Below are 10,932 nucleotides of genomic sequence, written 5' to 3' on the forward strand. Positions count from 1 at the left end.
TGTGCGGCCAATAGTGGATATGAACCGAGCATTATACTGGTTGTCGCCACCCGATAGCGCGGCGCGCTGGCGGCCCGGGCTGGCATTTTTTTGGCCGGCGCGCAATTATGATGTGTAATATATATGCAATTTTGTTCTTTACATTAAATCCGGCCATGATCGTCTACCAGGAATATCTGCCCATCCCCGCCCTGCGGCCCTGGCTGGACTGCGTCTGGACGTGCCGCGTGCAGACGGGCGCCACGCCCCTCACGCACCAGGTCTTGCCCGACAATTGCATCGACATCCTGTGCCACGACCAGCAAGATGCCAGCTTTGCCGTCGGCATGATGACGGCGCCGATTGCCGTCGTCAGCCGGGGACTGGTGCAGACGGTGGCGGCCCGCTTCAAGCCGGGCGCGGCGGCGCGCTTCTTCCAGCTGCCCTTGTGCGAACTCAGCGATGGCCGTACGGGACTGCAGCAACTGTGGGGCCGCGAGCTGGCGACGCGCCTGGCTGACGCCTTGTGGAGCGCGCCCCTGTCCAATGTGCAAAGAATTTCTATTTTGCAAGATTATCTGCTGTTGCGCCTGCGCACCGCAGTGCCTCTGCGCCAGGCCGGTGCCGCCGGGCATGCCATTGCGGCCATCGAGGCAGCATGCGGCCAGGTGCGCGTGGATGGCCTGGCGCGGCAACTGGGCGTGTCGCGCCAGCACCTGGCGCTGCAATTTCGCCAGCACGTCGGCATCAGCCCGAAATTGTTTGCCCGTATCTGCCGTTTTCGCGCTGCCAGCCAGGGGCTGACAAGCCTGGCGGGACAGCCGGACTGGGCGCAAGTAGCCTTGCAATACGGTTATTTCGACCAGTCGCACCTGATCCACGACTTCCAGGATTTCACCCGCAGTTCGCCCGAGGCGTGGTTCTTGCGTCGCAACCATTGAGACCTTCCATTTTTACAATCACGCGCCGCGCGCCGGTGGCATGATGGCGTCATTCTTCATTCTTCATTCATCAGGAGCAGAACATGATCAAGGGCTTGCGCACCGTCACCTATCCCGTCCCCGACCTGGACAAGGCCAAGGCCTGGTACAGCCAGGTATTCAACACGGCCCCCTATTTCGACCAGCCGTTTTACGTGGGTTTTGCCATCGGCGGCTTCGAACTCGGGCTGCTGCCGGGCGGTGAGCCAGGCACGCAAGGCAGCGTGACGTACTGGGGCGTGGACGGCATCGAACAGGAAGTCGAGCGCATCGTCGCGCTGGGCGGCAGCCTGCACCATCCGATCACGGATGTGGGCGACGGCATCCGCACGGTGGAATTGCTCGACCCGTTCGGCAACCAGATCGGCTTCATCGACAATCCCCATTTCGACGCCGGCAAAGTCGTTTAAGCCGCTTCGTCCTGCAGCCAGGCGCGCAACTGCTGCAAGGCCGTCTTTTCATGCGCCGTTTCGGGCGTGATCATGTAATACGCCCGCTGCCCGCGCAGTGGGCGCTCGCAGACGATGCGCAGTTCGCCACGCGCCAGTTCCGCTTCGACCAGCATGCGCGGCAGCAAGACCACGCCTTGCCCTTGTACGGCTGCCATGGCCAGCATGGAAAACAGTTCGTAGCGGGCGCCGTAATGCGCTCCATCGCGCCCTTCTCCCTCGACCTGCATGGCGTCAAACCATTGGCGCCAGGCACCTGGGCGCGTACTTTGTTGCAACAAGGTCAGTTCCAGCACATCCTGCGGCTGCCACTCGCTGCGCGTCGCCAGCAGGCGGGGGCTGGCGACGGGCACAATTTCTTCATGCATCAGCAAAGTGGCGCGCGTGCCGGGCCAGCGCGCCAGCTGCTCGGGCGTGCCCGCATACAGGGCGCCGTCGTATTCCGTATCGGCAAACATGAACGGCTTGGTATAGGCATCGATATGCACGACGATGTCCGGGTGCAAGCCCGCCAGCGATGACAGCCGTGGCATCAGCCAGCGCGTGGCAAAGGTGGGCACGGACGCGAGCTGCAGGGCGCCGCCGCCACCCTGGCGCGCCATGGTGTCGAGCGTGTCGCGCTCCAGGCCATCGAGTCGCGCCGCGATCTGCCGCGCATACGCTGCGCCGGCGCTGGTCAGCAGTACGCCATGGCGCGTGCGCTGGAACAGTTGCACGCCAAGGAAAGTTTCCAAGGAAGATATCTGGCGCGACACGGCGCTTTGCGTCAGCGACAGTTCACGCGCCGCATGTGTGTAGCTCTGGTGCCGCGCGGCCGCCTCGAAACAATTTAACGCTTGCAGCATCGGGATTTTGCGTGACATGGGTATCCGGCCGGTGAAAGAACTGCAGTATGCCCCAAGATATGCGTAACACGCATGTCTGGGTGCGAAAAAATCGTTTGCGCAAGGCTAGGCAAGAACCTACCATGAGCCATATTCAATCTTGCGCCGATCACCGGCGCTCAACTGCGAGGCCTGTGATGAGCAAAACCGTATTCGACTGGAATTCCCCCCTGCTGCTGGAAGAACAACTGACGGGTGACGAACGCGCCGTACTGGAAGCGGCCCGCGACTATTGCCAGGGCAGCCTGGTGCCACGCGTGCTCGAATCGTTCCGCCATGGCCGCACCGACGCGGCCATCTTCCGCGAAATGGGCGAACTGGGTTTGCTGGGCACGACCATACCCGAAGAATACGGCGGCGCCGGTCTGAACTACGTCTGCTATGGCCTGGCCGCGCGTGAAGTCGAGCGCGTCGATTCGGGCTACCGCTCGATGATGAGCGTGCAATCGTCCTTGGTGATGGTGCCGATCCATGCCTTCGGCAACGAAGAAACCAAACAAAAGTACCTGCCGAAACTGGCGACGGGCGAATTCATCGGCTGCTTCGGCCTGACGGAACCGAACCACGGCTCCGATCCGGGCAGCATGGTTACGCGTGCGCGCAAGGTGCCGGGCGGCTACAGCCTGTCCGGCGCCAAGATGTGGATCACCAACAGCCCCATCGCCGACGTGTTCGTCGTCTGGGCCAAGGCCGATGAAGGCGCGATCCGTGGTTTCGTGCTGGAAAAAGGCTGGAAAGGCCTGTCGGCGCCGGAAATCCACGGCAAGGTGGGCTTGCGCACCAGCATCACCGGCGAAATCGTCATGGATGAAGTGTTTTGCCCGGAAGAAAACGCCTTCCCCGACGTGCGCGGCTTGAAAGGCCCGTTCACTTGCCTGAACAGCGCCCGCTACGGCATCGCCTGGGGGGCGCTGGGCGCGGCCGAAGACTGCTACCTGAAAGCGCGCCAGTACACGATGGACCGCCAGCAATTCGGCCGCCCTCTTGCTGCGAATCAATTGGTGCAAAAGAAACTGGCCGACATGCTGACGGAAATCACCATGGGCTTGCAAGGCTGCTTGCGCCTGGGCCGCATGAAGGATGAGGGTTCGCCTGCCGTGGAAATCACCTCCATCATGAAACGCAACAGCTGCGGCAAGGCCCTCGATATTGCCCGTGTAGCGCGCGACATGATGGGTGGCAACGGTATTTCCGACGAATTCGGCGTCATCCGCCACCTGGTCAACCTGGAAGTGGTCAATACCTATGAAGGCACGCACGATGTGCACGCGCTGATCATCGGCCGCGCCATCACCGGCATCGCCGCCTTCAACTAATGGAAGGCCTCGTTTCCACCCTGCGGCCCGCGCCGCTGACCGGCCTGCGCGTACTGGACCTGTCGCGCGTGCTGGCCGGCCCGTGGGCCGGGCAATTGCTGGCCGACCTGGGCGCCGACGTCGTCAAGGTTGAACAGCCGGGCCGCGGCGACGATACGCGCTCCTGGGGCCCACCGTATCTGAAGGACGAAGATGGCCGCGATACGGCCGAGGCCGCCTACTTCCAGTGCGCCAACCGCAACAAGCGCTCGCTGTGCATCGACCTGGCCGCGCCTGAAGGCCAGGCCCTCGTGCGCCAGCTGGCTGCCGAATCGGACGTGCTGCTGGAAAATTTCAAATTAGGCGGCTTGAAGCAATATGGTTTGGACGCGGTCAGCTTGCTGGCACTCAACCCGCGCCTCGTGTATTGCTCCATTACTGGCTTTGGCCAGGATGGGCCGTATGCGGCGCGCGCCGGCTATGACTTCCTGATCCAGGGCATGGGCGGGCTGATGAGCATCACGGGCGTGCCCGATGGCCAGCCGGGTGCCGGGCCGCAAAAAGTGGGCGTGGCGCAAACAGACATCATGACGGGCCTGTACGCCACCATCGCCGTGCAGGCGGCGCTGGCCGAACGCGAACGCTCGGGCCTGGGCCAGCATATCGACCTGGCCCTGCTGGACGTGCAAGTGGCGGCCCTGGGCAACCAGGCAGCCAATTATCTATGCGGCGGCAAGGTGCCGCAGCGCATGGGCAATGCGCATCCGAACATTGTTCCATATCAAGACTTTCCCACGGCCGATGGCGACATGATTTTGGCGATCGGCAACGACGGGCAGTTCTCGCGCTTTTGCGCCGTCGCCGGCCACCCGGAATGGGCGCAGGATGAACGCTTTGCCACCAATCCGCAACGCGTGGCACACCGGGCGATCTTGATCCCCTTGATGCGCCAAACCACGGTCATGCGCACCACGGCCGAGTGGATCAGCGCTTTCGAGGCGCAAGCCGTGCCGTGCGGCCCCGTCAACCGCATCGACCAGGTCTTTGCCGACCCGCAAGTGGTTGCGCGTGGCTTGAAAGTGGAGATGCCGCATCCGACGGCAGGCACGGTGGCGCTGGTGGCCAATCCCGTGCGCCTGTCCGGTTCGCCGGTGCAATACCGCTTGCCGCCGCCATTGCTGGGGCAACATACGCGGGAGGTGCTGCAGCAGTGGCTAGGGTTGGATGGCGGCCAGATCGACGGCTTGCGCGAACGCAAGGTCGTCTAAAAAAAACGCGGTACAGTCAAAAAACTGTCCCGCGTTCTTTATTATTTCAGCACCAGTTTCAGCGCCGGCTTCTCGCCATAGTCTTCGTAGCGCTCATTGATGCCGGCGATACAGAACGTGATTTCTTCCAGCAAGTCCGGCGCCTGCGCCCTCATTGCCTCTGCGTCTAGCACGACGACCTCCAGCACTTCGTTCGGTTTCAAACGGAACTGCGTCATGTTTTCGTCGTCACGCAGATAGCTGAGGCAATCGACCCAGGCATCCATGCTGTTGCCGTAGAACGCGGGGAAACCGAACGCTGACACGCATTGCGCGTGAAAGCTCGCTACGTCGGTGATGTCTTTTCCATTCAGGATGGCAGTGGCCATGGTCTTCCTCAGTTCTTCAGCGATAACACGTCCTGCATGTCGAACAGGCCGGTCGGCTTGTCGGCCAGGAAACGCGCAGCGCGCAGGGCGCCGTGGGCGTAGGTGACGCGGCTGCTCGACTTGTGGCTGATCTCGATGCGCTCGCCGATGCCGGCAAACAGCACCGTATGGTCGCCCACGATATCGCCGCCGCGGATGGTGGCAAAGCCGATGGTCGACGGATCGCGTTCGCCCGTCACGCCTTCGCGGCCGTACACGGCGCATTCCTTCAGGTCGCGGCCCAGGGCGCCGGCTACCACTTCACCCATTTGCAGGGCCGTGCCCGATGGCGCGTCGACCTTGTGGCGGTGATGCGCTTCGATGATTTCAATATCGTAGCCTTCGGACAGGCTTTTCGCGGCCAGTTCCAGCAACTTCATGGTGACATTCACGCCCACGCTCATGTTCGGCGCGAACATGATGGCCGTCTTTTCGGCGGCGGTGGCAATGGCGGCCTTGCCGGCGTCATCGAAACCGGTGGTGCCGATGATCATCTTGATGCCGTGCTCGGCGCAATACGCCAGGTGCTGCAAAGTGCCTTCGGGACGCGTGAAGTCGATCAGGTAATCGGCGCCGGCCAGGCCGGTAGCCAGGCTTGACTCGATCAGCACGCCGGCAGGTTTACCGAGAAAGGCGGCGGCATCCTGGCCGACGGACGGCGAGCCAACACGGTCGAGCGCGCCAGCGAGCACGGCGTCGGGGGCATTGCTGACCGCTTCGATCAGGATATGGCCCATGCGGCCACTGGCGCCAGCGATGGCGATTTTCAATTCAGTCATTTTATTTTCTTACAGCAACTTATTTGGTGGGCTCGGCAGTAGGTGCCGTTTCGGCGGCAGGTGTCGTTGCAGGTACGGGTGCAACGTCAGGTTTGCTCACAGGAATAGCGGGGGCGGCATCGGCCGGCACGGGCACGGCGCTCGGCGCCACGGGCGACGGTACGGCTGCGGCAGGCACATCGGCCTTGGCAACCTTGGCGAACGGCGACGGACCGGCGATGCGGTCGATGTATTCTTTCTCCGTCGGCAAGTTGCCGCCTTCGAAACGTGCTACCTTGCCCTCTTTATCAAAGTACACGACCACGCGGCTGCTGGTGGTTTCGCCACTGCCGCGTGCCAGGCGGAATGGATAATCCCAGCGGTCGGCATGGAAGATATCGGTCAGCAGGGAAGTGCCAAGGACGAAACGCACCTGGTCGCGCGTCATGCCCACTTTCAACTGGGCCAGCATCTCTTCGGAGACAAAGTTGCCTTGTTGAATGTCAGGACGATACGGCGAGAAAAACCACATGAATTTTTGCAGCGGCGTCACGGTGGTCGTTTGTGCGCCCTGATCGGGGACCACTTCCTTGCCTTCTTTTTGGCTCGCTGCCGGCTTTTCGCCAAGGATGCCACGGCTGGCGCAGCCGGACATGGCCAGCGCGACACAGACCATGCCTGCCACGACTGGTGCTCGAAATGAAATACGGTGCCAGAGAGATGGCAATACAGCCGGTGTTACGCGCATAAATGACCTCAATTGGATGAACAAAACGCCAGGAGTGACCGGCCTGCCAAAAAATGCATATTTTGGCACTCCCCGACAAAACGCTATATGATAAAGCACCTGACCCACATACGAGCAACAAACATGAGTAACAATCCTAGTGATCTCAAGGCAAGCGGCCTGAAAGCGACCCTGCCACGCCTGAAGATACTCGATATCTTCCAGAGTAGCCCGGTACGCCACCTGACAGCAGAAGACGTCTATAAAATTCTGCTGGCCGACAATATGGATGTCGGTTTGGCAACTGTCTACCGTGTCCTGACGCAATTTGAACAGGCAGGCTTGCTCAACCGCAACCATTTTGAAACCGGCAAGGCGATTTTCGAACTCAACGAAGGTTCCCACCACGATCACCTGGTGTGCCTCGACTGTGGCCGGGTCGAAGAATTCTTCGACGAGGACATCGAAATCCGCCAGCAAAAAGTGGCTGAAGAGCGTGGCTTCAAGATTGCCGAACACGCCTTGGCCATCTACGGCAACTGCATCAAGACAGCTTGCCCGCATAAAACCGCCTGACGCAGGCTTGCCGCTCCTGCGGGGCGGTTGGCGCAGCATCAATGATGGCTGAGCGCGCTCGACAGTAATTTAGCCGTAATATCGACGATCGGAATGACACGCTCGTACGCCATGCGCGTCGGTCCGATCACCCCCAACGTTCCCACGATCTTGCCGTTGACCTCATACGGCGCTGTCACCACGCTCATTTCATCCATCGGCACCAGGTTCGATTCGCCGCCGATGAAAATCTGCACGCCCGTCGCCTTGCTCGACACGTCGAGCAACTGCATCAAGCCCGTTTTTTGCTCGAACATGTCGAACATCTGGCGCAGCGAATGCATGTTCGATGACAGATCGCTCACGCTGAGCAAGTTGCGTTCGCCGGAAATCACCATGTCATCGCTATGGTCGGCCATCGCTTCGCTGCCCGCCTCCACGGCCGCCTGCATCAGGCTGCCCATGTCGTCGCGCAGCTGGCGCAATTCGCCCTGCAGGCGCACGCGCACGGCGTCGAAGGACAGGCCGCCATAATTCTGGTTGATGTAATTGGCCGATTGCACCAGTTGCGCCGGCGTGTAGTCGGCCTCCGTCAGCAGCAGGCGGTTCTGCACATCGCCGCCGGGGGCAACGATGACGAGCAGGATGCGCTTTTCGGACAGACGCAAGAATTCAATTTGCTGGAATACGGATTCGCGGCGCGGACTGAGCACGACGCCGGCAAACTGCGACAGCGACGACAGCATCTGCGCCGCGTTGGCGATGGTTTTCTGCGGCTGCGGAGTCTGCAGACGCATGCGCGACTCCACCAGGTGCTCATCCAGATGCCGGACGGTCAGCAAAGTGTCGACAAAGATGCGGTAGCCGCGCGGCGTGGGAATGCGACCGGCCGAGGTGTGCGGACTGGATACATAGCCTAGCTCTTCCAGATCGGCCATGATGTTGCGGATCGTGGCCGGCGACAGGTCCAGGCCGGAAATTTTCGACAAGGCGCGCGAACCGACCGGCAGGCCGTCGGCGATATATCGCTCGACCAGGGCTTTCAGCAGTGTCTGGGCACGTGTATCGAGTTGCATGGTGTCTTAGGTAAGCAAATATTCTTTAAGCAATTATTCTTTAGGCAAGCGGCAGCGCAAGCGGCCGAACGTGCATCAACAGCACCTATTATGCACGTTCGCCCGTCCGGCGGTGCTCAATCTTCCAGTTGCTGCCGCAGCCACAGCAGCAACTCGTCAAAGTTGGCGCAGATGGCGTCGGGCTGCACGCCGGCGGCCAGGTGGGCGTCGCTGCCGTTGCGGTTCATCCAGACGGCACGCATGCCCGCCCCTTGCGCTCCCGTCACGTCGAAATGCAGGTCGTCGCCCACATACACGGCCTCATGCGGGGCTACTTCCAGCGCGGCGCAGGCTGCCAGGAAGATGCTGGCGTCGGGCTTGGCCACGCCAAACTCGCTGGCGGCAATCGATACCTTGAAATGCTGCGCCAGGCCGATAATGTCAAGGTCCGCATTGCCATTCGAGATGGAGCCGACCAGCATGCGCTGGCCCATCCAGGCCAGGCCAGGCAAGACGTCGTCATATGGCTGGACGCGGTTGCGCGCGGCCAGGAATTGCAGGATGGCCCCGTCGACCAGGGCGGCATCCTCGCCGGCAGCCTCGAAGGCGGCCAGCAGGCCGGCGCGGCGCAACTCGATCAGGTTGCCATGGAAATGCGGTTGCTCCTTGAGCATGGCCAGACGGTGCTGGCGCAGCACCTCGATGGAAAACTGCTGCGCCACCTTGGGCGCATGCGTGGCCAGCCAGTCGTGTAGCAGGGTTTCGGCGGCGGCAATCACGGGCGCGATGGGCCACAAGGTATCGTCGAGATCGAACAGGATGGCCTTGGGCGGCACGGCGGGTTTGACAGGGGCAAGGGACATGGGATTCACGGTGGATGCCGCGCCACGATGCGCAGGCTGCATCTATTGTCGCACCGATCGCCGCCGCCGGCATGGCTGCGCCACCGTGGAATGGGGCCGGGCCAGCGCTTCCCGGCGAAAAATTGTTACAGGGTGATACAAGGCAAGGTCATTCAGCTTGCCAGATAGACTAAAATAGGCGCCATTCCAATGCGGCGCCAGCGTCCGCGTTGCGCTACCCAACCTAATTCGTTTTGGAGAATGTATGAAAAATTTGTACCTGCGCTCGATGCTGGCGGCGGCTTGCGCCGTCACACTGGCAGCCTGCGGCGGCAGCGGCGGCAACCTGTATCTGGGTGGCCAAGTCTACGCTCTGGCAAAAGATGGCCTGATTCTGCTGAATAATGGCGAAAGCTTGCCGGTTCCTGCGGGCCAGACCCAGTTTGTTTTCACCAAGCTGATCAAGACCGACGACCGCTACGATATCACCATTGCGCAACAGCCCAAGGGCGCCGTTTGCAGTATTACCAACGGCAGCGGCAAGGCAACGAGCTATTCCGTGAACACGGCCATTGTCAGCTGCACGACCAATACCTACCCGCTGAGCGGCACGATCACGGGCCTGGCCGCTGGCGGCTTGCGCCTGGTGATGGGTCCCAACGGCACCAGCCCACTGGCTGGCACCACCTCCTACAAATTCGATGCGGTACCTGACGGCGCCCCATACAGTATTTCCATACTGACTCAGCCAACGGGCCTGAAGTGCCGCTTCCAGGGTTCCACCAGTGCCGACGGCAGCGACACGGTCGGCACGATGGGCTCCGCCGCCACGAGCGCTGCCACACTTGACTGCACGCCGCAGTAATCTTTGCGATCCGTCACCTATTTTTGGAGAAATACATGAAGTTATTCTGTCTGCGCCCACTCACCGCGCTGCTGTTGACCCTGGGACTGGCCGCTTGCGGCGGCAAGGCCTCGTATGATGTCAGCGGCACCATCAGCAACTTGAACAACGACGGCCTGGTCCTGGCCAACGGCGGCGACACCCTCCCGGTTCCAGCCGGAAAAACCGCGTTTACATTTAGCAAGCGCATCGACTATGGCACCGACTACAACATCACCGTGCAAACCCAGCCTGCCCACATGACTTGCGGCGTCAGTGGTGGTTCCGGTTCGGCTGGCCATTACATCAACATCAGCGCTGCCGTTTCTTGTTCGCAAAACACGTATACCGTGAGCGGCACGGTTTCCGGCCTGACGGTAGACAGCTTGGTGCTGATTAACGGCAATGTAACCACCACGGTGGCCAAGGATGCCACGACCTTCATCATGGCCGGCCCTGTCGCCGATGGCGCCACCTATAACGTCAGCGTCTCCAGCCAGCCGAAGGGCCTGCTGTGCGTCGTACAGCCTGGCACAGGCGCTGGCACCATGGGCAGCGCCAACATCACCACCGTGCAGATCGTTTGCAATCCAGCCGCTGCAACTTAACAGGGTGTTGAAAAAGGACCCCAGTCCTTCGGATTTTGTCGCCAGACATGCGAATTTTTCGGGCTGGAAGCCGCATTTTTCCTAAAAAGCAGTTTTCAGCCACTTTTCAGGCCGTTTTTTGACATTTTTTAGCGCTTTCCGTACTCTAGGGACGGAGTTACCCACCCACCGCCGATAAACGCCAGCCAAAGATCGTCGCCATGCGCGTCAGGTTGTAAGCGGCGAAAGTGAACGTGGTTTGT

The 10,932-nt window shown here is 61.1% G+C and carries 13 protein-coding genes; 7 read left to right on the plus strand and 6 right to left on the minus strand.

Annotation, left to right across the window (positions count from 1 at the left end):
• Positions 1 to 131: 131 nt before the first annotated feature.
• Positions 132 to 920 carry an AraC family transcriptional regulator gene (locus CSZ94_RS22040; RefSeq protein ID WP_258001139.1) on the plus strand — a complete coding sequence of 263 codons (789 nt, stop codon included), beginning with the start codon at positions 132 to 134 and terminating at the stop codon, positions 918 to 920.
• An 83-nt stretch (positions 921 to 1,003) separates the two neighbouring features.
• Positions 1,004 to 1,369, plus strand: a complete 366-nt coding sequence (locus CSZ94_RS22045) for a VOC family protein (RefSeq protein ID WP_102123486.1) — start codon at positions 1,004 to 1,006, stop codon at positions 1,367 to 1,369.
• Here the strand turns inward: CSZ94_RS22045 and CSZ94_RS22050 are convergent.
• Entirely contained in the window at positions 1,366 to 2,271 is a 906-nt protein-coding gene (locus tag CSZ94_RS22050) for a LysR substrate-binding domain-containing protein (RefSeq protein ID WP_180977578.1), read from the minus strand. The two genes, CSZ94_RS22045 and CSZ94_RS22050, sit on opposite strands and share 4 nt — an antisense overlap.
• Before the next feature lie 158 nt (positions 2,272 to 2,429).
• Here CSZ94_RS22050 and CSZ94_RS22055 point away from each other — a divergent pair, with 158 nt between their 5' ends.
• Positions 2,430 to 3,608 carry an acyl-CoA dehydrogenase gene (locus CSZ94_RS22055; RefSeq protein WP_102123488.1) on the plus strand — a complete coding sequence of 393 codons (1,179 nt, stop codon included), beginning with the start codon at positions 2,430 to 2,432 and terminating at the stop codon, positions 3,606 to 3,608.
• A complete protein-coding gene (locus CSZ94_RS22060; RefSeq protein ID WP_102123489.1) occupies positions 3,608 to 4,855 on the plus strand; it encodes a CaiB/BaiF CoA transferase family protein in 1,248 nt (415 codons plus the stop codon). Before CSZ94_RS22055 ends, CSZ94_RS22060 begins: the two co-directional genes overlap by 1 nt.
• Before the next feature lie 41 nt (positions 4,856 to 4,896).
• On the opposite strand, the gene CSZ94_RS22065 is transcribed toward CSZ94_RS22060, so the two are convergent.
• Genes CSZ94_RS22065 through bamE form a run of 3 tightly spaced genes read right to left on the minus strand, consistent with a single transcriptional unit; the run spans position 4,897 to position 6,696 of the window.
• Positions 4,897 to 5,223, minus strand: a complete 327-nt coding sequence (locus CSZ94_RS22065; RefSeq protein ID WP_102123490.1) for a barstar family protein — start codon at positions 5,221 to 5,223, stop codon at positions 4,897 to 4,899.
• 8 nt (positions 5,224 to 5,231) lie between these two features.
• A complete protein-coding gene (gene dapB, locus CSZ94_RS22070) occupies positions 5,232 to 6,041 on the minus strand; it encodes a 4-hydroxy-tetrahydrodipicolinate reductase (protein ID WP_102123491.1) in 810 nt (269 codons plus the stop codon).
• Between the two features lie 19 nt (positions 6,042 to 6,060).
• On the minus strand, positions 6,061 to 6,696 hold the full coding sequence (bamE, locus tag CSZ94_RS22075; protein ID WP_308410593.1) for an outer membrane protein assembly factor BamE: 636 nt from the start codon (positions 6,694 to 6,696) through the stop codon (positions 6,061 to 6,063).
• A gap of 195 nt (positions 6,697 to 6,891) precedes the next feature.
• Between bamE and fur the strand changes: the two genes are divergently transcribed.
• The gene (gene fur, locus CSZ94_RS22080) at positions 6,892 to 7,323 is read left to right on the plus strand and encodes a ferric iron uptake transcriptional regulator (RefSeq protein WP_071075246.1); all 432 of its coding nucleotides are present in this window, start codon (positions 6,892 to 6,894) and stop codon (positions 7,321 to 7,323) included.
• 38 nt (positions 7,324 to 7,361) lie between these two features.
• Here fur and hrcA read toward each other — a convergent pair whose 3' ends face one another.
• A complete protein-coding gene (gene hrcA / locus CSZ94_RS22085; protein WP_034745713.1) occupies positions 7,362 to 8,378 on the minus strand; it encodes a heat-inducible transcriptional repressor HrcA in 1,017 nt (338 codons plus the stop codon).
• Between the two features lie 116 nt (positions 8,379 to 8,494).
• On the minus strand, positions 8,495 to 9,220 hold the full coding sequence (locus CSZ94_RS22090; RefSeq protein WP_180977579.1) for an HAD family hydrolase: 726 nt from the start codon (positions 9,218 to 9,220) through the stop codon (positions 8,495 to 8,497).
• Between the two features lie 244 nt (positions 9,221 to 9,464).
• On the opposite strand from CSZ94_RS22090, the gene CSZ94_RS22095 reads away from it, so the two are divergent.
• Both CSZ94_RS22095 and CSZ94_RS22100 read left to right on the plus strand, forming a co-directional pair.
• A complete protein-coding gene (locus CSZ94_RS22095; RefSeq protein ID WP_102123492.1) occupies positions 9,465 to 10,064 on the plus strand; it encodes a hypothetical protein in 600 nt (199 codons plus the stop codon).
• A gap of 35 nt (positions 10,065 to 10,099) precedes the next feature.
• The gene (locus CSZ94_RS22100; protein ID WP_102123493.1) at positions 10,100 to 10,690 is read left to right on the plus strand and encodes a DUF4369 domain-containing protein; all 591 of its coding nucleotides are present in this window, start codon (positions 10,100 to 10,102) and stop codon (positions 10,688 to 10,690) included.
• Positions 10,691 to 10,932 lie beyond the last annotated feature (242 nt).

Source organism: Janthinobacterium sp. ROICE36, from assembly GCF_002869965.1.
Lineage (GTDB): Bacteria > Pseudomonadota > Gammaproteobacteria > Burkholderiales > Burkholderiaceae_D > Janthinobacterium.

Bases quoted from the DNA above. Each gene is read 5' to 3' on its own strand.
- CSZ94_RS22045 (WP_102123486.1), top strand. From the start codon at position 1,004: ATGATCAAGGGCTTGCGCACCGTCACCTATCCCGTCCCCGACCTGGAC.
- CSZ94_RS22050 (WP_180977578.1), bottom strand. From the start codon at position 2,271: ATGTCACGCAAAATCCCGATGCTGCAAGCGTTAAATTGTTTCGAGGCG.
- CSZ94_RS22055 (WP_102123488.1), top strand. From the start codon at position 2,430: ATGAGCAAAACCGTATTCGACTGGAATTCCCCCCTGCTGCTGGAAGAA.
- CSZ94_RS22060 (WP_102123489.1), top strand. From the start codon at position 3,608: ATGGAAGGCCTCGTTTCCACCCTGCGGCCCGCGCCGCTGACCGGCCTG.
- CSZ94_RS22065 (WP_102123490.1), bottom strand. From the start codon at position 5,223: ATGGCCACTGCCATCCTGAATGGAAAAGACATCACCGACGTAGCGAGC.
- dapB (WP_102123491.1), bottom strand. From the start codon at position 6,041: ATGACTGAATTGAAAATCGCCATCGCTGGCGCCAGTGGCCGCATGGGC.
- bamE (WP_308410593.1), bottom strand. From the start codon at position 6,696: ATGGTCTGTGTCGCGCTGGCCATGTCCGGCTGCGCCAGCCGTGGCATC.
- fur (WP_071075246.1), top strand. From the start codon at position 6,892: ATGAGTAACAATCCTAGTGATCTCAAGGCAAGCGGCCTGAAAGCGACC.
- hrcA (WP_034745713.1), bottom strand. From the start codon at position 8,378: ATGCAACTCGATACACGTGCCCAGACACTGCTGAAAGCCCTGGTCGAG.
- CSZ94_RS22090 (WP_180977579.1), bottom strand. From the start codon at position 9,220: ATGTCCCTTGCCCCTGTCAAACCCGCCGTGCCGCCCAAGGCCATCCTG.
- CSZ94_RS22095 (WP_102123492.1), top strand. From the start codon at position 9,465: ATGAAAAATTTGTACCTGCGCTCGATGCTGGCGGCGGCTTGCGCCGTC.
- CSZ94_RS22100 (WP_102123493.1), top strand. From the start codon at position 10,100: ATGAAGTTATTCTGTCTGCGCCCACTCACCGCGCTGCTGTTGACCCTG.